Below are 24,633 nucleotides of genomic sequence, written 5' to 3' on the forward strand. Positions count from 1 at the left end.
ACCTCCCCTTGACGAGCCCCCTGGTAGAGCCGGGTCGCGGCCAACGGGGCGGTCGGCCGCTTAGGGAGGGTTCAGAGGTCAGCCGCCTACTGGGGCTGATTGGCATTGAGCAGAAATGTACCGGAGAGGTTCATTTTTACTCAATGACCGGCGGTGGGGGGACGGCCGGTCATCGAGCTAGCTAGTTGCGGAGAAGCTCCGCCACCCCGAAGGCGAGGTCGAGGGACTGGCGGGCATTGAGCCGGGGGTCGCACGTGGTCAGGTAGCGGTCCGGCAACTGGCTGTCGAGCACCGCGTCGGAGCCGCCGACGCACTCGGTCACGTCCTCGCCGGTCAGCTCCACGTGGATCCCGCCTGGCCAGACGTCCTCGGCCCGGCAGGCTGAAAAAAAGCCGCGTACCTCGCCCAGCACGTCGTCGAAGCTGCGCGTCTTGCGGCCGGTGGGCGACAAGTAGGTGTTGCCGTGCATGGGGTCGCACATCCACACGACCGGGTGCCCGCTGTCGCGCACGGCCCGCAGCAGAGGGGGCAGGAGGTCTGCCACCCGGGTCGCGCCCATGCGTGCGATCAGGGTGAGCCGTCCCGGTACCCGGTGGGGGTTGAGGCGCTGACACAGGCCGACGGCCTCATCGGCGGTGGTGCTGGGCCCGAGCTTGACCGCCACCGGGTTCTCCACACCGGTCAGGAAGGCCACGTGGGCCCCGTCGAGCTGGCGGGTCCGGTCCCCGATCCACAGTAGGTGGGCCGAGCAGTCGTACCACCGGCCGGTTAGCGACTCCTCGCGCGTGAGGGCCTCCTCGTAGCCCAGCAGAAGGGCCTCGTGGCACGTCCAGAAGTCGACTTCATGCAGGATGGCCTCGGTCCCCAGGTCGATCCCGCAGGCGGCCATGAAGCGCAGCGCCCGGTCGATGTCGGCGGCCGTGTGCTCGTAGCGGGTGCCCTGGGGACTGGAGCGCACGAACTGCTGGTTCCACGTGTGGACTTCGCGCAGGTCGGCGAAGCCGCCCTTGGTGAAGGCCCGTAGCAGGTTCATGGTCGACGCCGACTGGTGGTAGGCCTGCAGCAGGCGCTCGGGGTTGGCCACCCGGGCCTCGGCCGTCGGGGCGTCGTCGTTGACCATGGGCCCCCGGAAGGCGGGCAGGACGAGGCCGTTGCCCACGTCCTCGGTGGGCGACGAGCGGGGCTTGGCGAACTGGCCGGCGATGCGCCCCATCTTCACCACCGGCACGCCCGCGCCGTAGGTGAGCACGACGGCCATCTGGAGGATGACCTTGAGCTTGTCGCGGATGGCGTCGGCCGAGAAGTCGAACGACTCGGCACAGTCCCCGGCCTGGAGGACGAAGGCCTTACCTTCGCTCACCTGGGCGAGGGCCGCCGTGAGGTTGCGCATCTCGCCCGCGAACACCAGCGGAGGCAGGGACCCGAGGCGGGCGAGCACGTCCTCTAGGGCGCCCGGGTCGGGCCATTCCGGCTGCTGGAGGGCGGGACTGGCCCTCCAGGTGCGCGGGGTCCACGGCTCAGGCGGGACGGTCGAGGTTGGGGAGGTGCTCATAAGTGCTCACTAGACGGTAGCGGCCTGGCCGCCCCACGGAGCCCGGTTTAGCGGTGGCCGGCCCATATGCTCGCCCTGGTGGAGCGGGTGGGGGTCTTCGGGGGCACGTTCGACCCGGTGCACGTGGGGCACCTGGTGGCGGCCGTGAACGCCCGTCATGCCCTCGGCCTCGACCGGGTGCTCATGGTCGTGGCCCACGACCCATGGCAGAAGAGCGACCGGCGGGTGACCCCGGCCGAGGACCGCTTCGCCATGGTCGAGGCCGCGGTGGCCGGCCACGACGGCCTGGAGGCCAGCCGCCTCGAGATCGACCGGGGCGGCGTCTCCTACACGGCCGACACGCTGGAGGCGCTGGCCACCGCCCGTCCCGGGGCCGAGCTGTTCCTGGTCGTGGGGTCCGACGTAGCCGCCGACCTCGGCACTTGGGAACGTCCCGAGGATGTACGGCGCCTGGCCACGCTGGCCGTGGTCGACAGGCCGGGGGCTGCCATCGCCGACCTGGGCCCGGGGTGGCGGACGCGCCGGGTGGCCATCCCCCACCTCGAAGTGTCGGGGTCCGACCTGCGTAGGCGAGCCGCGGCCGGCCTGCCCCTGGACTGGCTCGTGCCCGCGCCGGTGATCGCCTACATCTCGGCCCGCGGTCTGTACGCTGGAGGCAGATGAAGCTCCCCGTCGCCGATCGCACCCCCTGCGGGCGCTGGTGACCGGTCGAGCCGTCCCCTTGTGCGACCAACCGGAGGGATCCCACGTCCACCCAGACTGAACGCGACCTGGAACAAGTCCGCCACCTGGCCCGCGTGGCAGCCCGCGCCGCCGACGCCAAAGGGGGGGAGGACACCGTCGTCATCGAGATCGGGCCCGTCCTGGCCATCTGTGACGCCTTCGTGCTGACCAGCGGCCGCAACCACCGGCAGGTGAAGACCATCGCCGAGGAGGTCGAGGCCAAGGTGAAGGAGGCCGGCGGCGGGCCGCCCCTGCGCGTCGAAGGCCGCGAGCACGCCGAGTGGGCCGTGCTCGACTTCGGTGACTTCGCCGTCCACGTGTTCCTCGATGAGACCCGCCGCTACTACGAACTGGAGCGGTTGTGGCCCGACGCGCCCCGCATCGAGTGGCAGCAGGCCGGGGCAGCCGCCGAGATCGAGTGAGCCTGTCGCGGCGTCCCCTCCCCGAGGCCCTTTCTTGGGGTCCTCTCCCGAGCCGGCGGTAGGGCATCGGGCGGGTGACCAGGATCGAGCCGGGCCTCGGGGTGGGCCAGGGCCGGGATGGCCAGGCCGGTCGGCTAGTGGGGTGAGGGCCGGGGCTCGGGGGGGCCGAGGCCCAGGGCGGCCCGGATGGCGGTGCGGCCCTCGGTGACGTTCATGGCCACGAGCTGGGGGAGCGACAAGCCCAGCTCCTTGACCAGCTCGTCGGCCAGGTAGAAGCCCACCCGCCACTGGCCTTCGATCATGCCGCCCCCGAAGTAGGTCTCGGTCGTGTCGGGTGCGTCGATCGAGGCCCGGAAGTGGTCGAGCAGGCTCTGGCGGTGTTCGGTGCACCAGCTAAGCCACGTCTCGACGTCGGGGTGGCCGTACCAGAAGTAGTCGAGCTCGGGCCGGCCGGGGTAGACGGCCCGGCTGGCGGCGATGGCGATGCCCTCGGAGAAGGCCATCCAGGCGGCGTCGTTCTCGGGCGGGCTGGTGCCCAGGGCCAGCTCGTGCCAGGCGTGGGTCGTCTCGTGGGCCACCAGCACCTGGGTGCCCTCGGCCGACTGGAACCATTCCAGGCAGTGGAAGACGGCGATGTCGTCACCGATACGCCCCACGGCTGCGTTGGTCGTAAGCGTGCCGACCATGAGGACGTGCAGTGGTGACGGCACCTCGGGGCGGTCGAGCAGGCCGGGCAGGATCTTCTCGGTGTCGGCCACCGCCCTGCGCACGACGCCGGCCGCTTCCTCGGCCCGGGCGCGCACGCGTGACAGCTCACGCACGACGGCGGCCCGCCCCGAAGGTGAGCCGTGGGTCGCGTAAAAGGCCTCGAAGACCTCGGGGTGAGCCCCCTCGTACTTGTCGACCCACAGGCCCTCACGCATGTAAGGGGTCTCGATGGCGGCCTTGCGGGCGAACGCCTCGAAGGCGGCTGTGGTGTCCAGGAGGCGGGGCATGAGCGGCCAGTTTCGCGCAGCCGCCCACCTGCGTGGCCCTGGACCGGGTAGTCGCGAGCGCCGAAAAAAGTACGGGTTACCTCTTGAACACGTCTGATGGCATCTCATACAGTGGGTGTGGACCGGTGGAGAGGCGGAAAGGGGCGGGAGCGGATGGCGGAGGCGGGAGCGGCGGTGAGGGCGGGCAACGAACGGCACAACGGCCGTGCCCGCTCGCCAGCGATGGCCGCGGGCGCCGCCCGGCGGCGGGGCGGGGACCGCCGGCGCCCTCTGCCCGGAGGCCGTGCCGTTCTCGGTGGCCTGCTGGTGGCCGCCTCGGTGGTCGGGCTGTTCTACGCCTCGACCCGCACCGACGAGGGCCCCACTGCGTCTTATGTGGTCGCCCGCCACGATCTGCCGCCGGGCGCTCGCCTGACCGCCGGCGACCTGGTGCGAGCGACCATGGAGCTTCCTCCGGGCCACAGCGAGCGGGTGTTCACCGACCCCGCAGTCCTCGAAGGGGCGACCACGGTGGCCCCGCTGGCCGCCGGCGACCTCGTGCAGTCCAGTTCCGTGGTGGCCAAGCCCAGCGGTCCGTCCTCCCGGGAGGTGACGTTCTCGGTGCCGCGTTCCACGCTGGCGCCCACCCTCGAGCACGGCGAGCGGGTCGACGTGCTGGCCACCTACGGTTCGGGGGCCGACGCCTTCACCACCGTCGTGCTGCACCAGGCGCTGGTCGTCGCCCTCGACCGAGGCCGCGACCGGGTGGGCGAGCAAGCAGACACGGCCGTCACCGTGGCCGTCGACGATGCTGCCGATGCGGTGGCCCTGGCCCACGCTCTCCAGCTGGCCAAGCTGACGGTCGTCCGTGCCACGGGGTCCGCCCCGGTCGACGGCGGGGGGGCGGCCTTCCGCCAACCCGCGCCCCCACCGCCGCCTGCGGGGACATCGGCGGCGACATCGGCGGGGACATCGGCGGGGACATCGGCGGCGACATCGGCGGGGCGGCCCTGATGGCAGGCGAGCGGTTCGTCGTCCTGGGCCTGGCCCCGGCCCGGGCCAACTGGTTCCGTTCGGTGGGGGCGTGGGCCAACTCGGGGGCACTGCCCGCCGAGTTCGTCAAGTGCCTCTCGGCCGAGGAGGTGGGCGCCCGGCTCGCCTCGGGCCGGCCCTTCTCGGCCCTGGTGGCCGACGCCAGCCTGCCCGTGGTCGACCGCGACCTGCTCTCGCGGGCGGCGGCCGCCGGGTGCGCCGTGCTCGTGGTCGACGACCGCCGGGTGAGCCGCGACTGGGCGGCCCTGGGCGTGGCCCGCGTCCTGCCGGCCGACTTCGGGCGCGACGACCTGCTCCACGCGCTCACGTCGCACGCCCGTGTGGTCCAGCGCAGCCACGCACGGGCCGACGACCTGGCGGGCCGGGCCGTGCCCACCGGGTGGCGGGGCACCGTGGTAGCCGTGACCGGCCCTGGCGGCACGGGGGCCTCCACCGCGGCCATGGCCCTGGCCCAGGCCATGGGCGACGACGTACGCCAGGCCGGCATGGTCGTGCTCGCCGACCTGCGCCTTCACGCCGAGCTGGCCATGCTCCACGACGTCGGCGACCTCGGGCCCGGCGTCCAGGAGCTGGTCGAGGCCCACCGGGCCGGTCTGCCCGCGGCCGACGAGGTGAGAGGGCTGCTGACCGAGCCCCCGGGGCGTCCTTACCAGCTCCTGCTCGGCCTGCGCCGGGCCCGGCACTGGGCCACGCTGCGGCCCCAGGCCTTCGTGGCCGCCTTCGACTCGCTGGAGCGCACCTTCCGGGTGGTCGTGTGCGACGTCGACCCCGACGTCGAGGGGGAGGACGACGGCGGGTCGCTCGACGTGGAGGAGCGGCACGTGATGGCCCGCACGGCGGCCGAGCGGGCGCAGGTCGTGGTGGTCGTGGGTCTGCCGACCATGAAGGGCCTCCACGCCATGGTCCGGGTTTTCGACGGGCTTCTCGGGTTCGGGGTGGCGCCCGACCGGCTCCTACCGGTGGTCAACCGGGCGCCCCGCTCCGGCCGTTCCCGGGCGAGCCTGGCCGCCGCGCTGGCCGAGCTGTGCGAGCCCGTCGTCATGGCTGCCGGTGGGTTGGGCCTACCGAGCCCCCTGTTCCTGCCCGAGCGGCGCCTCGAGGAACCGATGCGCGACGCCACCCGCCTGCCATCGGCCCTGGGCCACCCGCTGGCCGGGGCCGTGCGGGCGGTGGTCGACCGGGCCGCCCAGCCGGCGACGGACGAGACCGTGCCCGAGCCCGTCAGGCCCGGCTCCCTGGGCCACTGGACGGCGGAGGCCGCGGGGTCGTGAACGGCGGCGAGGCCAGCCCCCTCCAGGAGATCGAGCGCCGGGTCCAGGCCCGGGCCAAGGAGATCTCCCTGGAGATGGCCGGCGACGCCGGCAAGGCCAAGCTGCGGGCGCTGATCGACGACGAGGTCCGACGCTGGTCTTCGGATTACCAGCGGGGCCTGCACACCTTCGACCTCGCCGACCCCGAGGTCGTGGCCGAACGGGCCTTCCGCAACCTGGCCGGCTACGGCCCCCTCGAACCCCTCCTGGCCGACGACGACGTGTGGGAGATCATGATCAACGCCCCCGACCTGATCTTCGTGCGCCGCCACGTCGGGCCCAGCGGCTACCACGACGAGGTCTTCAACGACGACGAGCACGTCGTGCGCACCCTCACCAAGATCCTCGACGACGCCACCGTCTCGCACCGCAAGCTCGACCCGGCCGAGGGCCTCCAGGACGCCCAGCTCGACACCGGGGCCCGGTTGCACATCGTCCACGGCGACGTGGGACGCGACGGCCACCTGCTGGTCAACATCCGCAAGTTCACGGGCGTGGCCTTCCGGAGCCTCGACGAGCTCGTGGCCCGGGGCATGTTCGACCGCCACGTGGCCGCCTTCCTGCGGGCGTGCGTGCGCGCCCGGCTGTCGATGGTGTTCTCGGGGGCGCCCGGGGCGGGCAAGACCACCCTGCTGTCGTGCTGCGCGGCCGAGCTCGACCCCGGGCTGCGGGTGGTGGTGGCCGAGGAGGTCTTCGAGGCCGACGTGCCCCTGCCCAACGTGGCTTCGATGCAGACCCGTCCGCCCCGGGCCGACCGCCGGGAGGTCGACCTGCGCCGGCTGGTGGCCGGGTTCCTGCGTATGGCCCCCGACGTGGCCATCGTGGGCGAGGTCCGAGACCGAGAGGCCCTCCCCCTACTTCTGACCCTGTCGTCGGGGGTCAAGGGGTTCACGACCATCCACGCCGGGTCGGCCCGCCAGGCTCTCACCCGCCTGCGGTTCATATGCCAGCTGGCCGACACGTCCACCGAGCTACCCCTCTCGGCCCTGAGCGCGCTGGTGAGCGAGGCCGTCGACCTGGTCGTCCACTGCAGCCGGTCCGGGGCCGAGGTGAAGGTCCACGAGATCCTGGCCGTCGAGGAGCTCCAGACCGGGCGGGAGTCGGTGGCCTTCACGACCACCGAGCTGTTCACCCGGGCCCGCCAGGGCGAGCCCCTACGGTGGACGGGGTACCTCCCGGTCCGGGCCGGGCGCCTGCTGGAGGACGCGGGCTACGAGGTCCGGGCGCTGCTCGACACCGAGGCCAAGCGGCCCCGAACGCTGACCCCTGGGGCGGGGGCCGGCCGCCGGCCCCGCAAGGTCGTGCCGTGACCCGACTTCTCCTCGCCGTGGCCGGCGCCTACGGGGTCTTCCTCCTCTACACGGCCGTGGCCTTCGGCTGGCGAGGGGCGGGCGTGTCCCCGGGGTTGGGGCGGCGCTCCCGGCGGCGGGCCGACGTCCAGCAGTGGCTGGCCCAGGCCGGGCTCGACGGGGTGCGGCCCTCGCAGTTCTTCGCGGCGGTGGTCCTCATCTTCGTCGTGGCCACCGCCCTCGGTTACGCCCTGCTGGGCGGGGCACTCCCGGCACTGGCCATCGGGGGCTTCGCGGCCACCTACCCAGCGGTCTCCTACCGGGCCCGGCGGCGCCGGCGGCGCCAGGCGACGGCCGAGGCCTGGCCCCGGATGATCGAGGAGATGGCCCTGCTGACCGGGTCTCTCGGGCGTTCGGTGCCCCAGGCCCTGTTCGAGGTGGGCCTGCGGGGCCCGCAGGAGATGCGGCCGGCCTTCGCAGCCGCCCACCGCGAGTGGCTGCTGACGACCGACTTCGAGCGGACCGTCGAGGTGCTCAAGGCCCGCCTGGCCGACGCCACCGCCGACGCCGCCTGCGAGACGCTCCTCGTGGCTCACGAGATCGGTGGCACCGACCTGGAGAAGCGGCTGGCTGCGCTCGTCGACGACCGGGCGGCCGACATCCAAGGCCGCAAGGACGCCCAGGCCCAGCAGGCGGGCGTGCGCTTCGCCCGCCGGTTCGTGCTGATCGTGCCCGTAGGCATGGCCCTGGCCGGCCTCTCGATCGGCGACGGCCGAGCCGCCTTCCGTAGCCCGGCCGGCCAGATGGCCGCCCTGCTGGCGGTGTCGGTGGTCATCGGCTGCTGGCTGTGGTCGGGGCGGATCATGCGCCTGCCCGACGAGGAGCGGGTGTTCGGGTGAGGCTGGCCGTGGCCTCGGGCCTCACGCTGTGGGCGGGGATGACACTTGTGCTGTCGCAGGTGCGCTGGTTCGTCCGGCCCCGCCTGGCCGACCGCCTACGGCCCTACGTCCCCGGGGGCCAGCGGACGGTGGGCCGTCGCCATGTTCTCTCGGTCGACTCGTTCCGGGACGTGATCGGCCCGCTGTGCCGGGGGATCGGCGAGCGGGCGGCCCGCGCCCTGGGCGTCACCGAGGAACTGTCGGTGCGCCTCGAGCGCCTTCACTCCCCCCTGGACGTGACCGCCTTCCGCCTGCGCCAGGTGGGGTGGAGCCTGGCCGGGTTCGGGGCGGCCGCCGGGCTGGCCCTCGTGCTGCGCCCGCCGCCGGCGGCCGGGCTCATCGTGGTGCTGGCCGGCCCGCTGCTGGCCTTTCTCGTCCTCGAGCAGCGCCTGGCGGCGGCGTCGGAGACGTGGAAGCGGCGGCTCTTCCTCGAACTGCCGGTGGTGGCCGAGCAGATGGCCATGCTGCTGGCCGCTGGCTACTCCCTGGGGGCGGCCCTCAACCGCCTGGCCGCCCGCGGCAACGGCGTCGCGGCCCGTGACCTGGCCCGGGTGTGCGGGCGCATCCGCCAAGGCCTTACGGAGGTCGAGGCCCTGCGGGAGTGGGCGGCGGTGGCCGACGTGGAGGCCTTGGCCCGGCTGGTGCCGGTGCTCGCCCTCAACCGCGAGGCCAGCGACCTCGGGCGCCTGGTGTCCGAGGAGGCCCGGGCCATCCGCCGCGACGCCCACCGGGCCCTGGTGGCGACCATCGAACGGCGCTCGCAGCAGGTCTGGATCCCCGTGACGGTGGCCGCCCTGGTGCCCGGTGTGCTGTTCCTGGTCGTCCCGTTCATGGAGGCGCTGCGCCTCTACTCCCAGTCATGACCCCAAGTCCTCGCAAACAACCAAACAAGGAGCGAGCAATGGCAGACACCGTCCTGTTCACTTATGTGTGGCTGCGGGCCCAGGCCGGCCGGGCCGTGCGCGACGAGCGGGGTGAGGGCGTCATATCGGCGGCCATCGCCGTGCTCATCATGGCCGCGCTGGGGGCCATCATGTGGGTCGGCATCCAGCAGCTGTGGGGCGACGCCAGCAGCCAGACCAGCGACCAGATCGCCAAGATCGGCAACTGACCGGTGGCGGCTCGGTGCCGCCGGGCAGTCTCGTGCCGATCGGAACGCGGTAGCGGGGCCATCTCGACGTGGATCGGCTTCGTGGTCTTCCTGGGCACGCTGCTGTTCACGGTCCAGGCGCTGTTCAACCTCTACACCACGACCGTCCTGACGTCGGTCGCCTACGACGCGGCCCGGATGGTGGCCGGGTCTGACCGGGCCACGGCCGACTTCGCGGGGGCCGAGGACCACGCCCGCCAGCTCCTGGGGCGCTTCGGCCAGGAGGTGACCTTCGACTGGTCGGCCAGCAACGACGACGACGTGGTCCTGCGCGTGCGGGGCCAGGTGCCCAGGGTGGTCCTGCCTTCGATGGGCGGCGGCCAGTTGCCCTTCGGGGACATCGACCGCACCGTCCGCCTGCGGGTCGAGAGGTTCCGGTGACCCGGTTGTGGCCCGCAGGCGGGCGGGCGGGGCTCTGGGGCCGCAGGGCCGGGGGCCGGGCTCGCAACCGGCAGGGCCGGCCCGGCGTGGCCGGGCCGGCCTCGTCGTGCAGCGGCCGTCGGCGGCCGAGGCGGGACGAGGCGGGCCAGCTGGCGGGGGCTGAGGCCCTGCCCTTCGCCCTGCTGGTCTTCGTGGCCGGCACGTTGCTGGTGGCCAACGCATGGGCGGTGGTCGACGCCAAGGCAGCCGCCTCGTCGGCCGCCCGGGAGGCGACGCGCGCCTACGTCGAGTCGCCCGTGAGCTCGGACCCCCGGGCCCGGGCCGACGCCGCCGGGCGCGAAGCCGTGCGGGGTATGGGCCGCGACCCGGACAAGCTCCAGCTTGTGAGCTTGGAGGCCGACTTCTCCCGCTGCGCCCAGGTCCGCTTCGAGGCCCGCTACCCGGTGCCCGCGCTGACCATCCCGTTCGTGGGACGGTTCGGCACCGGCTTTTGGGCGGTGGCCCGCCACGGCGAGATCGTCGACCCCTACCGCAGCGGCGTCCCACGAGGCGGGTGCTGATGCGCCGGCGGGAGCGGGGCAGTGTGCTGCTGTTGTTCCCCGCCGGGGTGATGATCGTGATCGTGCTGGCCGCGGTGGCCGTCGACTCGTCGATCGCGTTCCTGGGCGAACGGGAGGTGGCGGCTGCCGTGGCCGCGGCGGCCAACGACGCGGCCACCGAGGCGTTGGCCGACGACGCGTTCTACGGGCGGGGGACCGTCGAGCTTCACGACGACGAGGTGGCACGGGTGGCCGAGGCCCGGGTGCGGGCCAGCCTCGACCCCGGGCGCTACCGGTCGCTGCAGGTGCGGGCCGAGGTCGTGCGCCCCCCGGGCGGGTGCACGTGGTCGCTGCGGGTCGAGGCCTCGGCCTGGGTGCGCTACCTGTTCGCTCCCGCCCTGCCGGGCGGGCCCGACGACGCCCTCGTCGACGCGGCCACGACCTCGCGACCCGTGCAGGAGGGCGCGTCGTGCTGAGGCCGGCCCCAGTGGCGACCGACGGCCGGGCTCCCGCAGCAGGAACGGCCACCGGGCGTGCCCCCCGAGGGGAACGGCCAATGGGGTGCCCTCCCTGGCGGACATCGCCTCCTGTCGGATTGCCCGCTGGCAGCAACGCTCGCGGCTGGCGGCGGGCCCCTCCCGCCCAGTGACAAGGTGACCTTGTGCATCGTCCCGTTCGCCTTGTGAGAGCATCTGTCCATGACCGTGTCGAACTACCGCGTCTCAGAGCGAGGCCAGATGGCGCTCCCCGCCGAGGCGCGTCGGCGATGGAACCTGACCGAAGGCGGCGATGTCGAGATAGCGGACCTGGGTGCCGCCCTCGTCATCGTCCCCGCCGGTCGGGGCGGGCTAAGGGCACTCCTAAGAGCGGCGATCGAAGACGCCGGGGGATATCCCGAGCTGGCTTCACGTATCGCTGCTGACGAGCCCGAGCTCGCTTGATGGTCACGGTTCTCGTCGACGACCACCTTCTCTTGCGGGTCCTCCTCGACGACGAGCCTCAGACCCTGCGGCCAGCCGGAGCCATCATCGCCACGACCGGCCTCTGGTACCACCGTCTGTGCCGAGCGCTCACGGGCCCAGCAGTGGTGGGTTCGATGTCGCGCCGGCTTGGTGCGGTCAACGAGGATCTCGCTGCGCAGGCCGTTGCCGCGGTCATCGAGCTTCCGGCCACGATCGAACTGCTGTCATTTCGTACCCTCGGCTGGCCGATGGGACAACTCGTCGGCGAGCGAGCACGCCTCAACCTTCTGTCGCTGGAGGCGCTCGCGGCAGCACATCACCTCGAGGCCGAGGTCTGCCTTGCCGCGGCTGACGACAACCCACCCCTTCGATCCGCGGCCAGTGCCCTCGGGGTCCCAGTCCGCACGATCGCCCGATGACCAGCCTCGCCCTGGTGGCCGACGCCGGACGCGCGTGGCGCCGGCAGATCAGCGCCCTCCGCGTCGTGCTGAGGTTTGCCACAGTGGTAGTGGGGGTGACCGGACGGGAGGACGTATGAGCGATCTCAGGGACCTGCTCGAACTGTTGCACGGGCCGCCCGACCGATGGGCGACGGTTCGCCTGGCTGTCAGGCGGTGGACCGACAGCGAGGCCACCGGGCGGGCCATGGAGCGGGCGGCTGAGCGGTCTCGAGCCGCCGGCGCCACGGTGGTGAGCTCCCGCCGGAGCCACGGCGACGACAGCCCGGTGTGGGAGTCGTTGGTGCGGGCCTGGGTCGACAAGCCCGGCCGGCGGTCGAGGGCCGAGGCCGACGGTCCCCACGGGGCCAGCCTGCATGTGACCCGGGGCGAGCTGTGGTGGTCGTACACCGAGCTGAGCGGGGCCATCACCAACGAGGACGAGCCCGAGGTGCGTGGTGGGGGAGGGCTCCACGAGGTGGACTGGATGCTCGACCCCTCGTACCTGCTGGGGGGCTACCGGTTCTCCGTGACCGGTCCGCGGGAGGTGGCCGGGCGACCGGCCGTGGGGGCGCGGGCCGTACGCCGGCCGGAGACCGCGCCGGGCCGCCTGCTGGTGGCCGAGCCCGCATTTGGCGCCGACGAGCTGGCGCTGGCCGTCGACCGGGCCACCGGGGTGGTCCTGCGGGGCGAGGCTCGCTCGTCAGGGGAGGTATTCGCCTTGTGGGAGGCGGTCGAAGCGGCCTTCGACGTGCCCTTGGACGACGGCCTCTTCCGGTTCGAGGCGCCCGACGGCTCGGTCGCCCGCTCGCCCGGCGGGGTCTTCGCCCGGCCCCGGCCCCTGTCGGTCGAGGAGGCAGCCCGGCGGGCCTCGTTCACGGTCGTCATCCCCGCCTTGGTGCCCCGGGGGTGGACGATGGCCGTGCTCTACGTTCCCGCCGCCGACCGCCCACCTCGGGGCGACACGGTCATGGTCCATCTGGGCGAGGACGGACGGGCGCCCCGGGTGCGCCTCCATGAGACGGCCGAGCCCATCGCCGACAACCTGGCCTGGGAGGCGGTGGAACACCGGGGCCGGGCCATCGAGGTGGTCGAGACACCGGGCGGGCTGTCGTCGAGCCTGGTCGAGGCCCGGGCCGAGGTGGCCGGCACCCACGTGCGGGCCAGCGGCGAGGTCGAGCGCCGGGCCCTGCTCGACATCGTGGCCAGCCTGGCACCCGCGCCCCGTGACCTCCCACCGTTCGATTAGCGGATAGGCACAAAATGTTGTGTGAAGCATGAAATAGCACTATACTGGCTCTACTGTGAAGGTAGAGCATGGCGTGGACGGTCGGGGCCGACCGGTGGCGGTCAAGCGGGCGGAGTCGGCCGACGACTCTGCTCGTCTGCGGCGGGAGGCCGACCTGCTCGACGTGGCCGGCCACCCCGCTCTGGTCGAGCTCTTGGAGTTCGACGACGGGCCGCCGGCGGTGATGCACACCGCCTGGGTCGCGGGCCGGAGACTGGACGAACGGCCCCTGGAAGTGGAGGAGGTGGCCGGGGTGGTGGCCGCCTTGGCCTCGACCCTGGCCGACCTCCACGCCATGGGGATCGTTCACGGGGCGGTCGAGCCCGATCACGTGCTGCTCGACGAGGGCGGCCGCCCCGTCCTGTGCAGCCTGGGCCGCGGCGGCCTGACCGGCGAACGGCTCGCGCCCCGCCCAACGGCCGTGGTCGAAGGCACCGCCGCCCCGGGGACTGCCTACCCGGGCACGGGCGGCCCAGGGAACGCTGGCTCGGGGAACGCTGGCTCGGGCACGGGCGGCACGGGAACAGGCGGCCCGGGCACAGGCGGCTCGGGCACCGGCGGCTCGGGGAACGCTGGCTCGGGCACCGGCGGCTCGGGAACAGGCGGCCCGGGAACGGGCGGCCCGGGAAACGCTGGCTCGGGCACCGGCGGCTCGGGAACAGGCGGCCCGGGAACGGGCGGCACGGGCACGGGCACGGGCGGCGCAGCGCTCGGGAACGCCGGGTCGGGGAGCGCCGCCCCGGGCACCGCCTACCCGGGCACCGCCTACCCGGGCACCGCCTACCCGGGCACCGCCGGACCGGGCATCGCCTACCCGGGCACCGCCTACCCGGGCACCGCCGGACCGGGCACCGCCGGACCGGGCACCGCCGGACCGGGCGCGGGCGGGGCGGCCTTGGGGAACGCCGGGTCGGCTGGGGGCGGGGGCGTCGACCACTGGAGCGGCACACCGGAGGAGCCGGTCGACGTGCTTGCTCCGGCAGCCGACGTCGTCGGGCTGGGCAGGGTACTCGTGGCCCTCTTGGCGGCCGGGGGGCGGGCCCACGGGGGGAACGCCGACGCTCTGCACCGGATCGCCGACCGGGCCATGGCCGCCCCGGTCGAAGACCGTCCGTCGGCCCGAGACGTGGCCGATGCCGTGCACGACGCCGTCCCCGGGGCACGGTTGCCCCGCGACAGCCCGTCCGGCCCACCGGGGCCACCGCCTTCGAGCCGTCGGGAGCGCCGCCAGCGCCAGCGCCCGCTCGAGATGTGGCGGCGCGACCAGGTGCAATCGCGCCGGAAAGCGCCGTCACGCCGTCACCTGCCGGTAATCGCTGCAGTGGTGGTGGCCGCGGGTGTCGGAGCCGGGGCGTTGGTCGCCACCGGCGGGGCCAGCCCCAACTCGGCGAGCGGGCTCGGCACGGCGGCAGCCGCCGGCCCCTCCTCTCGCGACGGCCAGGGCCCGGCCGCCCCGGGGCCAGACGGCTCTGGAGCCCGGCCCAGTGACGGCGGTGGCGCCGGGCCCGGTGGCGCCGGGCCCAGCGGTGGCACGCCCGGGGGGCACGGGAACGGAGCCGCCCGGAACGGAGCGGCCGGGGACGCACCGGGGGCGGGAGCCGCCGGAGCCGGTGCTCCGGGCGACGGTGGGGCAGTCGCAGCCGGGCCGGTGGGCGGGAGCGGTGGTACGGGCAGCCATGCCGGGCCGGGGCCGGCGGCCGGCGAAGCTCGGTCGCCAGGAGAAGCGGGCGCCGTCCCCGGGGGTCAGCAGGTGCGTGTGCCGGCCGGGTGCCCGCCGGTCCAGGGGTCGCTGGCGGCCGACGTGGACGGCGACGGGTGCCCGGAGGCTCTGAGGGTGGGCGACGGTTTCGTGGAGTCCGGTGAGCGGCGGTGGGTGGTCGGTGCTCCCGGTGACCTGCTCGCCCTGGGCGACTGGAACTGTTCGGGGGCAAGGTCTCTGGCCGTCCTGCGGCCCAGCACGGGCGAGGTCTTCGTCTTCGACGGGTGGGCGGCCGAAGGTGACGACCGCGTGGCGCCGCTGCTGGGCCGGGTCGATGGGGCCAGCACGATCCGGGCCGCCGACCTCGATGCCGACGGGTGCAACGAGATCGTGGTCGAGCGTGTGGGTGCCGTCCCGGTCGTCCTGAGGGCCCCCGGGAGCGGGCGATGAGCCGGCCCCGCCTGGCGCTGCTCGGCTGGACGGTCGTTGTCGGCGCCTGCGCGACAGCGCTCCGGCGGGCGGGTGCGGGCGAGCTGGCGCCTCCCCCGGTGCTCGACCCCCGAGGGTGGGGGGAGTGGGTGGCGGGGCGCGATCCGGTCGTGGCCGCCGTTGCCCTCCTACGGCTACTGGCCCTCGCGGCCGTCTGGTACCTGCTGGTGGCGGCAGCCGTGGGCCTCGTGCTGCGCGCCCTGCGGGCCGAGCGTCTCGTGGGCCTGGCCGACCTGTTCACGGTCGCCCCGCTGCGGAGGATGCTGGTTGGAGTGGCCGGGATAAGCCTCGCTTCGGGGGTGAACCCGTCGATGTTGCTCACGCCGCCGGCTGCCGCCCAGGTCACGGTCTCGACCAGCCCACCGTCAACGGTGGTCCCGGGTGGTACCCCTGGGCCCACGATCACCATGCGCCTGCTGCCCGGCCCCGAGGCCGGCCCCGTCCCGTCCCCGGCCCCGGCCGGCCCGGTGGTCGCCGCCCCGTCGGGCACCGCCGCTCAGGAGCGGACGTGGACGGTAAGGCCGGGGGACTGCTTCTGGTCGATCGCCGACGAAGTGCTGGCCCAGGCCTGGGGTACGCCGCCGAGCGACGCCGAGATCATCCCCTACTGGCGCGACCTCATCGAGGTCAACCGCCACCTGCTGGCCGACCGTTCCAACGCCGACCTGATCTTCCCGGGCCAGGTGTTCACGCTCCCGCCGGTCCCGCCGCCATAGGCGTACCCGCGGCCAGCGCCTCGGCCCGGCGGCGAACGCCGGCCAGCATGTCCCGCGCCATCACGAAGTCGGCAGGCACGATGAGAAGCCAGGCAGCCGCCGTCACCCACCACGGGGCAGTCGACCAGCGCGATCGGAAGTGGAACCGTGACCGCCGGCCGCCGTCGAGGGCCTGTTACCCCCGTCGGTCGGCCGACCAGCCCGTCGCCTGGAAGTGGCTCCGTACGTTCCGCCGCGGTGGACCCGTAGGTCCGTCCGAGGCGCACGAGGGCCGCCTCGACGGCCGCTACTGCGACGAGGGCGGCGGCGACGCGTCTGCCCACCGAGCCCGCGTCAGCCTCGGCACCCGGCTTCGAACCACTTCTCGACCCGCTCGGCCGCGGCCCGGTAGGCGGGCTCGTCGAGCGACGAGGTGGCCTGCTCGAGGTCGCGCAGCAGGGCCGACGACGGTGGCTGGCCAGATGCGGGGTTGTAGCCCGAGCCGGCGAACACCCGGGCCACGCGGGAGTAGCCCTCGACGACCACGTTGAGATCGCCGCGGATGGAGCTGGGCGCGGCCGCTGCGAACGCCTCGAGCTGGGCGATCGTGCGGGTGTAGTCCGCGTCCGCCCCCGTGATGGCCGCCCCGGCCGCGGCCGCCGCCTGGGACATGGCCACGGCTATCTCCACGCAGCGGGCCGTGCTCAGGGCGTCTTGACCACCAGCGCCCGTCCCGCCCGCTGTACCCGAGCCCTGGCTTGCCGGGTCGGTAACCGGAGCTCCCGACGAGCTCCCCCCGCCGTCGCCCCCGCCGCACGCACCCAGGACCAGGGCCACGCAGGCCACGACAACCGCGAAAACTCGAGATCTCACAGCGTCCCCTCTCCCTCGGGGCCACCCTACCGTCGGAGACCCCGCCCGCCCGCCCGCCGGCCGGCAACCCCGCAGCGGCGGCAGGCGCGCGCCGTCCCGGGGGATGGACGGCGCATGCGGTGCAGGGTCGGTGGTACGAGCGTCCGGACCGATCGTACGGACTGCTCACCACTCCCAACCCCCCGGCTGGAGCGGTTCCCCTCCACGCGGGGCCTCGCTCCGTGGCCATCTTGGTCGTGGAGCCGTCCCGAACGACAGGGTGCCAGCCGGCGTCTTCTGCCCGGGGTGCTAGCACCACCGGGGCCTACGATGGCGGGACGGGCCCAGAACCCACTACCGACCAGGCCGGTGGCTCACCGGCCGCCCACCCCGGAGACGGCGGGCCGGCCCTGCGCGTGGTCGTGGCCGACGACTGGTACCTGGTGCGAGAGGGCGCCCGCAGCGCCCTGTCGACGGTGCCGGGCGTCGAGGTGGTGGGTGTGGCGGCCGACGCCGACGAGCTAATGGGTGTGCTGGAGGCCACCCAGCCCGATGCCGTGCTGTTGGACGTGCGGATGCCGCCCACGCACCGGACCGAGGGGATCGACGCCGCCCATGCCATCCGGGAGCGGTGGCCGTCCATGGGAGTGGTGATCCTTTCGCAGTTCGACGACCCCGAGTACGCCCTCGAACTGCTCAAGGGTGGCTCCAACGGCCGGGCCTACATGCTCAAGGAGCGCCTGGGGGCGCCCATGCAGCTGGCCGAGGCGTTGCGGGAGGTGGCTGCCGGAGGCTCCATCCTCGATCCCAAGGTGGTCGACGGCCTGCTCGAGGCCCAGCGCCGGCGCAGCCGGTCGAAGCTTCACGGCCTGACCGATCGCGAGCACGAGGTGCTGGCCCTCATGGCCGGCGGGCGCACCAACGCGGCCATCGCCCGGGCGCTGGTGCTGACCGAGCGGGCCGTCGAAAAGCACATCAACGCCATCTTCCGCAAGCTGGGGCTCAACGAGGAGCTGGACATGAACCACCGGGTGGCGGCCGTGCTGATCTTCCTCCAGCGCCAGACGAGTTGACGGCCGGCCCCGGCCCCAAGCCCCGGCCCCAGCCCCACGTCACGAAACCTGCGCGGGAACCGTGGGCGTTTCGCCCACGGTTCCCGCGCAGGTTTCGGTCCCGGGGGCTGGCGGGACCGGGAACGTGGCGACCACCGACGTCCCGTGCCCGGGCCGGGACTCGATGCGCAGGTCCCCACCGAAGGAGCGGGCCCTGTCCTCCATGTGGAGCAGGCCCCCGTTCCGCCCGGTGCTCTTGGCGTCGAAGCCGCGGCCGTCGTCGGTGACCGATACCCGCAGGCGGCCCTCGGACACGTCCAGGGCCAAGGCCAGCTCAGTGGCACCCGAGTGCTTCAGGGCGTTGGTGACCGCCTCGAACATCAGGAAGTAGGCGGCCGTCTCGACGTCGGCGGGCAGGGCCGGCAGGGGGTCGGGCGACAGGTCGAGAGAGCTAGGAAGGGGAAGGCGGCTGGCGTAGCTGCGCAGGGCGGCAGTCAGGCCTCGGTCCCGCAGGATGGCCGGGTAGAGGTTGTGGCTGACCTCCCGCAACTGCTCGATCGTCCGGTCCAGCTCGGCGGCCAGAGCGTCGGCCCCCGCCCCGTCCTCGATGCCCAGGTTGACCGTCATGCGCAGCACCAACAGTTGCTGCTGGATCCCGTCGTGCAGGTCGCGGGCCAGGCGGCGCCGTTCCTCGTCCTGGGCCGTGACCACCCGCTGGGAGCTCTCGCGTAACTGGGCGGCTTGGCGTTCGACGAGAGCCAGCTTGGCCTCCAGCTCGGTCCGCATGCGGTCCAGGGCGACGGCCAGCCGCCCGATCTCGTCGCTGCTGCGGGCCACGAAGGGCCGGCCCCGCTCTCCGGAGGCGATGCGCTCGGCCGTGCCCGCCAGCTCGACCAGCGGCCTGACCATGGCCCTGAACAGCAGCCAGCCCAGGGCCACCGCCAGCGCGGCCATCACCGACCCGGCCACCACCCGGCGCACGGCCAGCGCCCGGGCCAGGTCGGCGGCCGGGTCGGGCAGGGCGATCCCCAGGGCGCCACCCACGGGGCTGGCCGCGGACCGCCCCACGGGCACGTAGGCCACGAGGCTGTCCTCGCCCGCCAGCCGGGTCACCCGGGGCCGGTCAGGCAGCTCGCCCGTGCGGTCGTCGCGCCCCGGGGGCTCGGTCACCGGGTGGCTCAGGGTGCTGCCGGCCACGGCGTCGCCCACGACCAGGATGACCCCGGCCAGGCCGCCCAGCTGGCGCCGCAGGCGGAAGGCCAGGTTGTCGCCGAACTCCCGGCCCCCGACCAGGACCAGGGCGTCTGGCCCGGTCCCCACGGTGACCGGGACGGCCTGGACGAACACGCCGTTCACCGTGGCCACCAGCCGGCTGGTCGGTTCGGTGGTGAAACCCGCGCCCCGCCCGAAGGGGAGGACGGGCGACAGGGCGCCCACGCTGACCGGCGGGTCGAGGGCCGCGCCCGTGCCGTCGACGACGTCGAGCTGGTCGAGCTCGAGGTTGGTGACCTCCACGCCCAGCCGGGCGATCAGTTCCGGGCGGCGGGCGGGGTCGGTGAGGCCGTCGCTGTCCAGGCGGCTGCCGAGGTTGCGAAGGGCCAGCACCAGCTCCCGCTGACGTTCGGTGAACGCCTCCTGGAGGACCCGCAGGTTGCTGTCGGCCACGTCGCGCGTCTGGCCGGCCACCGCGGCCCGTGTCAGGCGGGCGTCGACCACGGCCGTGACCGCGGTGGACACCACCAGGACCAGCACCAGCGCCGCCAGGACCTTACCCAGGACCGAGGACCGCAGGGGCCGGGGGGTGGCCCGCGACAGAAGGCACTGGTCGCCTGGCTCACGGCCACCCCCGCCCCCAGGCCCGGCCACACCACCGCCCGCAGGCCCGCGGCTCACGGCGGGGCCAGCGAGGACACGGCCCGGGACTGGGCCTCGGCCAGGGCGGTGCGGGCGTCGGCCCGCTCCCTGAGGACGCGGGACAGGGCGTCGCCGAAGGCCTGGGACGCCTCGTGCAGCGCCCCCAGGATCGGGGGGTGAGCGGTGGCCAGCTGTTCGACGAAGACCCTGAGCTGGGGATCGGCGAAGTGAGGGTCGGACAGCACCCGGGGGCGGACCGGCAGGCGGCCTTCCTCCTTGGCGAACCGCAGGGCGTAGGGGTCGGACGTGAGCAGCAGCATGAACTCGAAGGCCAGCTCGCGGTTGGGCGAACCCTTGGGCACCCACAGGCTGCTGCCGCCCATCGACGACCCGGCGGTGGCCCCGGTCAGGCCCCGGGGCATGAGGGCCACCCCGAAGTCGCCGTCGGGCACCTCCCTGGTCACCCTGACCAGGTCCCACGAGCCGCTGGTGTACATGGCCACCTGGCCGGAGCGGAAGAGGGCGTAGGCGTCGGTGGAGCGGGCATCGGGCCCGAGGGGACCGAAGGCCACGCCCGAGTCGATCAGCCTGCCCAGGTAGTCGAGCGTGCCCACCACGGCCGGGCTGTCGAAGGTGAACACCGGCGTCCCCCCGGGCTCGACCCGGAGCAGGTCCCCGCCGTTGGCCCGTACCCAGCCGAACGTGACCCAGGTGTCGACCGGCACGACCAGCCCCCGCCGGGCCCCGTCGGGGCTCGTGAGCTGGCCGGCCAGGCGCTCGAAGTCCACGAACGACAGCGGCCCGGTGGGCGGGGACAGGCCCAGTTCCCGGAAGCGGGTGGTGTTGTAGAGCACGGCCATGGCGTTGCTGTCGAGGGGCACGCCGTAGCGGCGGCCGGCCCAGGTGACGTCGGCCACCGCGCCGGGCAAGAACTCGTCGGCCGTGAGGCCGTGGTGGTCCCACAGGTCGTCGAGCGGTTCGGCCAGGTCCTGGCCGGCTCCCGTGTGAGCGTGGCCCTGGATCACGTCGGGCGGGGAGCCGCCGGCGATGCCGGCCCGGACGACGTCGGCCATCCTGCCGATCGGGCCCCGGTCGATGTCCACCCGCACCCGCGGGTGGGTGCGCTCGAACTCCCGGACGGCGTCGGTGAAGGGGGCCGTTACCCAGTCGTCGGTCATGACCACCCTGAGGACCGTCGTCGGTCCGGCCCGGGCCCCCGTCTCCCCGCCGCAGGCAGCCGAGACGGCGGCTGCCACAACCAGGACCGGCAGGAACCGCCTCATCGGCCGTACATAGTACGAGCGGTCGACGCCGGCTGCCCAGCCCTAACCTCCCGGCCGTATGGGGGTCAGTGGCTGAGCCTGAGCTCCAGGTCCTCGAGGCGCTCGACCAGGGCGCCCGGTTCGGTGCCGAACATCCCGGCGATGGCCCGGATGTCGTCGCGCCGGATGGTCAGCATCCGCCCGTTGAAGTCCTGGCGCATGACCTGGATGCTGTTCAGGTACTGGCGGACCATCTCCAGCTCGGGGTCTTCGACGTCGCGGAAGCGAGCGAGGTCGAAGGTGATCTTCTCGCTGGCCCCGCTCCGCGCCCGGCCGCCGCCGTCGCCCTGGGGAGAGGCCAGGGCACGGTCGAGCTCGCCGGTGGGCGGCAGCAACTGGTCGACGGGGACGCTGTAGTAGCTGGCCAACCGCTGGAGGCGGGGCACCGAGATTATGCGCTCGCCCCGCTCGTAGGCGCCCAGGACCGACGCCTTGAACTCGTGGCCGGACGCGGCCTCCACGTCCTGGAGTGAAAGGCCCTTCTGACGCCGGATCCCCCGCAACCGCTGGCCCACCTTCTGGGCATACGTCTGCAGGGGGCTGGGGGTTACGCCCCCACCTTCATCGCTCACCCAGTCCCCTTTTTTGTGCCTTCTACAGACTACCGCCGCGGTGAGGGCCGCGACAACGACGGAAAGTGACGAAATGGGGGTTTCTTAGCCGGGCCCGGACGCTCAGGGGGGCCCGCCGGCCCCACCGGTGGGGGAGACGAGGCCGGCCCGCAGCCCACACAGCAGGGCCCCGGCGGCCAGGGCGGCCGTCTCGGCCCGCAGCACGTGCGGCCCGAGGCCCACCCGACCTAGGCCGCGGCCGGCCGCCAGGTCCAACTCGGCCGCCGACCACCCCCCTTCGGGGCCTATGAGGACGGCGCTGGCCCCCGCCGGGAGCGGGGGGCCCCCGGGTACCGCGATCAGCGGGGGCGGTGCCCCGGCGGCCACCGCCGCGAAGGTGGACACTTCGTCCACGACCGGCAGCCACACCCGCCTCGACTGCGCGGCCGCCTCCCGGGCGATGCGCCGCCACCGTTCTACGGCCGCCTCGGCCCGCCGGTTGTCCCAGCGCACGACCGATCGCTCGGCCGCGAAGGCCACGATGCGGTCGACGCCTAGTTCGCACAGCTTCTGCACGGCCCACTCCGGGCGCTCGCCCTTGGTCAGGGCGAAGGCCACGGTGACCGCGGGCGCGGGCCGGGCCACGGTGAGGACCTCGCCGTCGAGGGCCAGACCGGGCCCGGGGCCGAACCGGCACGGCCGCCAGCGCCCGGCCCCGTCCGAGGCGGCCACCAGGTCACCGGGGTGCAGGCGCAGGACCCGGCGCAGGTGGTGGTCGTCGGCGGCCGACAGCCGGGGGCCGTCGAGGTCCTCCACGAAAACGAGGGCCCGGGCATCGGTGGCCGGCCCCGGCCCCGGCGCCGGCACGAGCGGCTACTTGAAGGCCGAGCGGATCTTGTCGAAGAAGCCGGTGCCAGCAGGGGCAACTTCTTCGCCCCGCTCGGCGGCCAGCAGGCGCAGGAGGTTGTCCTGCTCCTTGCTGAGCTTGTCGGGCGTCTCCACCGTGACCTGCACGAGCAGGTCGCCCCGGCCCCGGCCGTCGACATGGGGCACACCCCGGCCCCGGAGGTGGAAGACCCGCCCGGTCTGGGTGCCCCTGGGTATCACCAGGTCCTCGGTGCCGTCGAGGGTCTCGAAGCGCAGGTGGGCGCCCAGGGCGGCCTGGGTCATGGGCACGGTCAGGTTGTGCACGAGGTCGGCGCCTTGGCGGGTGAACCGGTCGTCGGGCCGGACCCGCAGGTGGACGTAGAGGTCGCCCCGGGGACCGCCTCGGGGCCCGGCCCCGCCCCGGCCCGGGACCCGAAGCACGTTGCCGTGGTCGACCCCGGCCGGGACCTCGACGGGGTAGACCTGCTCGGCCGTGCGCCGTCCCTCTCCCCGGCAGTCGGCGCAGGGGTCGGCGACGACCTCGCCCAGGCCCGAGCACCGGTTGCAGCGGGTGGTCGTCATCATCTGGCCCAGGATCGACTGGCGCACCTGGCGCACCTGGCCCGTCCCGCTGCATGTGGGGCATGTCTCGGGCCGGGTGCCCGGCTTGGCCCCGGTGGCCTCACACGTCTCGCAGGGCAGGGCGACGCGGGCCTTGACCTCCCGGGTGCCGCCGAACACGGCGTCTCGGAACCCGAGCTCCAGGGCGACTTCGATGTCGGGCCCGGGAGTGGGCCCTGCCCGCCGCCGGCCCCCCCCGCCGCCCCCACCGAAGGGGTTGCCGCCGAAGACGGTCTCGAAGAGGTCGCCGAGGTTGGCCGCGAACGAGTCGGCGCCGAACCCGCCCGCGCCCCCGCCGCCCCCGCCCGCCCCGCGGACGGCCTCGGGCCCGAACATGTCATAGCGCCGGCGCCGCTCGGGGTCGCGCAGGGTCTCGTAGGCGACGGTCACCTTCTTGAAGCGTTCCTCGGCCTCGGGGTCGCTGTTGGTGTCAGGGTGCAGCTCGCGGGCCAGGCGCCGGTAGGCGCGCTTGAGCTCGTCCTCGGTGGCGGTGCGGCCCACCCCCAGCAGGCCGTAGAAGTCGTCGTCCACGGGGTGCGGTCAGCCCTCGCGCAGGGCCTTGCCGAGGCGCTGGCTGACGACCCCCACGGCCGCCATGGCCTGGGGGTAGTTCATACGGGTGGGCCCGAGCACCCCGATGGTGCCCACGGTGGTGCCGTCGACCTCGTAGGGGGCGACGACGATCGAGCACTGGGCCAGCGGTTCGACCCCGTGCTCGGTGCCGATGGACACCGTGAGGCCGTCGTCGTGGATGGCCTCGCGCAGCAGGGTGACGAGCAGGTACTGCTGCTCGAGCATGGCCAAGACCCGGCGGACGGTGTCGATGGCGTCGAACGTGCTGGCCATCTGGGCCGCGCCACCCACGAACAGCTGCTCACCCCCACCCGCGCCCGAGACCGTACGCCCCAGGGCGGCGTGGGCCAGAGCGGCAGCCCGGTCGGTCACGTCGTCGCCTGTGGGCGGGATGGTCACCTCGGCTTCGAGGGGATGGCCCCCGAGGTGGGCGGCCAGGTGGGCGCCGGCCACCGCTAGGCGGTCGTCGCCTGTGCGCGAGCCGATGTCGAGGACGGCCTTTTTCACCGAACCGTCGGACAGGACGGCCACGACCAGCGCCACATGGGCGCCGAGGCTCACGATCTGGACCGACCGTACGGTGGCCGCCTCGCGTTGGGGGGCGACCACGACCGCCGCGTAGTTCGTGAGGTCGGAGAGCAACCGGGTGGTGTCGTCGAGCATCTTCTCGATCTCACCGTGGGCACGGGCGAAGAAGTCCTTGACCTGCTGGCGCTGCGTCGACGGCAAGGCAGGTGTGAGGTGGTCGACGAAGAACCGGTAGCCCTTGTCGGTCGGGACCCGCCCAGCGCTGGTGTGGGGATGGTCGAGGAAGCCGTCGCGCTCGAGAACCGACAGCTCGTTGCGGACGGTCGCGGTCGAAACGGGCAGGCTGGTCGCCCTCACGACCGAGGCCGAGCCCACTGGCTGCGCCGTCTGGATGTACTCCTCGACGACCGCCTTGAGGATGGCGGCCTTGCGTTCGTCCAGCATCGTGGCACCCGATGATACCGACTGGCGGGCACCAACCCCGGTGGCCGCGGGCCGGCCCGGTAAGGTAC

Annotated in this window: 26 protein-coding genes; 17 read left to right on the forward strand and 9 right to left on the reverse strand. The window is 73.8% G+C overall.

Annotated features, from left to right (window positions below; all coding sequences use genetic code 11):
• Nucleotides 1–181: 181 nt before the first annotated feature.
• Complete coding sequence (locus AB1673_09775) at nucleotides 182–1,552, reverse strand: class II 3-deoxy-7-phosphoheptulonate synthase (GenBank protein MEW6154259.1); 1,371 nt, start codon at nucleotides 1,550–1,552, stop codon at nucleotides 182–184.
• A gap of 66 nt (nucleotides 1,553–1,618) precedes the next feature.
• Here AB1673_09775 and nadD point away from each other — a divergent pair, with 66 nt between their 5' ends.
• Entirely contained in the window at nucleotides 1,619–2,215 is a 597-nt protein-coding gene (gene nadD / locus AB1673_09780) for a nicotinate-nucleotide adenylyltransferase (protein ID MEW6154260.1), read from the forward strand.
• 134 nt (nucleotides 2,216–2,349) lie between these two features.
• A complete protein-coding gene (gene rsfS / locus AB1673_09785) occupies nucleotides 2,350–2,697 on the forward strand; it encodes a ribosome silencing factor (protein ID MEW6154261.1) in 348 nt (115 codons plus the stop codon).
• A gap of 134 nt (nucleotides 2,698–2,831) precedes the next feature.
• On the opposite strand, the gene AB1673_09790 is transcribed toward rsfS, so the two are convergent.
• Entirely contained in the window at nucleotides 2,832–3,692 is an 861-nt protein-coding gene (locus AB1673_09790) for a hypothetical protein (protein ID MEW6154262.1), read from the reverse strand.
• A gap of 174 nt (nucleotides 3,693–3,866) precedes the next feature.
• Here AB1673_09790 and AB1673_09795 point away from each other — a divergent pair, with 174 nt between their 5' ends.
• The 14 genes from AB1673_09795 (at nucleotide 3,867) to AB1673_09860 (ending at nucleotide 15,922) form a co-directional block, all read left to right on the forward strand.
• Nucleotides 3,867–4,685 (forward strand): SAF domain-containing protein, encoded by an 819-nt coding sequence (locus tag AB1673_09795; protein ID MEW6154263.1) that lies wholly within the window; start codon nucleotides 3,867–3,869, stop codon nucleotides 4,683–4,685.
• Nucleotides 4,685–5,995, forward strand: coding sequence for a hypothetical protein (locus tag AB1673_09800; protein ID MEW6154264.1), 1,311 nt, complete (start codon nucleotides 4,685–4,687; stop codon nucleotides 5,993–5,995). The genes AB1673_09795 and AB1673_09800 overlap by 1 nt, the downstream gene beginning before the upstream one ends.
• Complete coding sequence (locus AB1673_09805) at nucleotides 5,992–7,344, forward strand: ATPase, T2SS/T4P/T4SS family (GenBank protein MEW6154265.1); 1,353 nt, start codon at nucleotides 5,992–5,994, stop codon at nucleotides 7,342–7,344. The genes AB1673_09800 and AB1673_09805 overlap by 4 nt, the downstream gene beginning before the upstream one ends.
• On the forward strand, nucleotides 7,341–8,222 hold the full coding sequence (locus AB1673_09810) for a hypothetical protein (protein MEW6154266.1): 882 nt from the start codon (nucleotides 7,341–7,343) through the stop codon (nucleotides 8,220–8,222). Before AB1673_09805 ends, AB1673_09810 begins: the two co-directional genes overlap by 4 nt.
• On the forward strand, nucleotides 8,219–9,124 hold the full coding sequence (locus tag AB1673_09815) for a type II secretion system F family protein (GenBank protein ID MEW6154267.1): 906 nt from the start codon (nucleotides 8,219–8,221) through the stop codon (nucleotides 9,122–9,124). The genes AB1673_09810 and AB1673_09815 overlap by 4 nt, the downstream gene beginning before the upstream one ends.
• Nucleotides 9,125–9,162: 38 nt before the next feature.
• Nucleotides 9,163–9,372 (forward strand): DUF6133 family protein, encoded by a 210-nt coding sequence (locus tag AB1673_09820; protein MEW6154268.1) that lies wholly within the window; start codon nucleotides 9,163–9,165, stop codon nucleotides 9,370–9,372.
• Nucleotides 9,373–9,375: 3 nt separating this feature from the next.
• Nucleotides 9,376–9,792, forward strand: coding sequence for a hypothetical protein (locus AB1673_09825; protein ID MEW6154269.1), 417 nt, complete (start codon nucleotides 9,376–9,378; stop codon nucleotides 9,790–9,792).
• Nucleotides 9,789–10,352 carry a hypothetical protein gene (locus AB1673_09830; protein ID MEW6154270.1) on the forward strand — a complete coding sequence of 188 codons (564 nt, stop codon included), beginning with the start codon at nucleotides 9,789–9,791 and terminating at the stop codon, nucleotides 10,350–10,352. The genes AB1673_09825 and AB1673_09830 overlap by 4 nt, the downstream gene beginning before the upstream one ends.
• Nucleotides 10,352–10,807, forward strand: a complete 456-nt coding sequence (locus tag AB1673_09835; GenBank protein MEW6154271.1) for a hypothetical protein — start codon at nucleotides 10,352–10,354, stop codon at nucleotides 10,805–10,807. The genes AB1673_09830 and AB1673_09835 overlap by 1 nt, the downstream gene beginning before the upstream one ends.
• Before the next feature lie 222 nt (nucleotides 10,808–11,029).
• Complete coding sequence (locus tag AB1673_09840) at nucleotides 11,030–11,272, forward strand: AbrB/MazE/SpoVT family DNA-binding domain-containing protein (protein ID MEW6154272.1); 243 nt, start codon at nucleotides 11,030–11,032, stop codon at nucleotides 11,270–11,272.
• A gap of 32 nt (nucleotides 11,273–11,304) precedes the next feature.
• The gene (locus AB1673_09845; GenBank protein MEW6154273.1) at nucleotides 11,305–11,712 is read left to right on the forward strand and encodes a hypothetical protein; all 408 of its coding nucleotides are present in this window, start codon (nucleotides 11,305–11,307) and stop codon (nucleotides 11,710–11,712) included.
• Between the two features lie 115 nt (nucleotides 11,713–11,827).
• Nucleotides 11,828–12,979: a hypothetical protein gene (locus AB1673_09850; protein MEW6154274.1), complete on the forward strand. Its 1,152-nt coding sequence runs from the start codon at nucleotides 11,828–11,830 to the stop codon at nucleotides 12,977–12,979.
• A gap of 55 nt (nucleotides 12,980–13,034) precedes the next feature.
• Nucleotides 13,035–15,167 (forward strand): hypothetical protein, encoded by a 2,133-nt coding sequence (locus tag AB1673_09855; GenBank protein ID MEW6154275.1) that lies wholly within the window; start codon nucleotides 13,035–13,037, stop codon nucleotides 15,165–15,167.
• Nucleotides 15,164–15,922: a LysM domain-containing protein gene (locus tag AB1673_09860; GenBank protein ID MEW6154276.1), complete on the forward strand. Its 759-nt coding sequence runs from the start codon at nucleotides 15,164–15,166 to the stop codon at nucleotides 15,920–15,922. Before AB1673_09855 ends, AB1673_09860 begins: the two co-directional genes overlap by 4 nt.
• Nucleotides 15,923–16,255: 333 nt before the next feature.
• Here the strand turns inward: AB1673_09860 and AB1673_09865 are convergent, their stop codons facing one another.
• The gene (locus AB1673_09865; protein MEW6154277.1) at nucleotides 16,256–16,774 is read right to left on the reverse strand and encodes a hypothetical protein; all 519 of its coding nucleotides are present in this window, start codon (nucleotides 16,772–16,774) and stop codon (nucleotides 16,256–16,258) included.
• 221 nt (nucleotides 16,775–16,995) lie between these two features.
• Between AB1673_09865 and AB1673_09870 the strand changes: the two genes are divergently transcribed.
• Nucleotides 16,996–17,826, forward strand: a complete 831-nt coding sequence (locus AB1673_09870) for a response regulator transcription factor (protein ID MEW6154278.1) — start codon at nucleotides 16,996–16,998, stop codon at nucleotides 17,824–17,826.
• Between the two features lie 39 nt (nucleotides 17,827–17,865).
• Here AB1673_09870 and AB1673_09875 read toward each other — a convergent pair whose 3' ends face one another.
• The 6 genes from AB1673_09875 to hrcA form a co-directional block, all read right to left on the reverse strand.
• Nucleotides 17,866–19,698: an ATP-binding protein gene (locus tag AB1673_09875; protein MEW6154279.1), complete on the reverse strand. Its 1,833-nt coding sequence runs from the start codon at nucleotides 19,696–19,698 to the stop codon at nucleotides 17,866–17,868.
• On the reverse strand, nucleotides 19,695–20,942 hold the full coding sequence (locus AB1673_09880) for an ABC transporter substrate-binding protein (GenBank protein MEW6154280.1): 1,248 nt from the start codon (nucleotides 20,940–20,942) through the stop codon (nucleotides 19,695–19,697). Before AB1673_09880 ends, AB1673_09875 begins: the two co-directional genes overlap by 4 nt.
• 65 nt (nucleotides 20,943–21,007) lie before the next feature.
• On the reverse strand, nucleotides 21,008–21,553 hold the full coding sequence (locus AB1673_09885) for a transcriptional regulator (GenBank protein ID MEW6154281.1): 546 nt from the start codon (nucleotides 21,551–21,553) through the stop codon (nucleotides 21,008–21,010).
• A 102-nt stretch (nucleotides 21,554–21,655) separates the two neighbouring features.
• The gene (locus tag AB1673_09890) at nucleotides 21,656–22,399 is read right to left on the reverse strand and encodes an RsmE family RNA methyltransferase (GenBank protein MEW6154282.1); all 744 of its coding nucleotides are present in this window, start codon (nucleotides 22,397–22,399) and stop codon (nucleotides 21,656–21,658) included.
• Between the two features lie 6 nt (nucleotides 22,400–22,405).
• Nucleotides 22,406–23,551, reverse strand: a complete 1,146-nt coding sequence (dnaJ, locus tag AB1673_09895; GenBank protein ID MEW6154283.1) for a molecular chaperone DnaJ — start codon at nucleotides 23,549–23,551, stop codon at nucleotides 22,406–22,408.
• Between the two features lie 9 nt (nucleotides 23,552–23,560).
• Nucleotides 23,561–24,565 (reverse strand): heat-inducible transcriptional repressor HrcA, encoded by a 1,005-nt coding sequence (hrcA, locus tag AB1673_09900; GenBank protein ID MEW6154284.1) that lies wholly within the window; start codon nucleotides 24,563–24,565, stop codon nucleotides 23,561–23,563.
• Between the last annotated feature and the right edge of the window lie 68 nt (nucleotides 24,566–24,633).

The organism is Actinomycetota bacterium, assembly GCA_040754375.1.
Lineage (GTDB): Bacteria > Actinomycetota > Acidimicrobiia > Acidimicrobiales > AC-14 > JBFMCT01.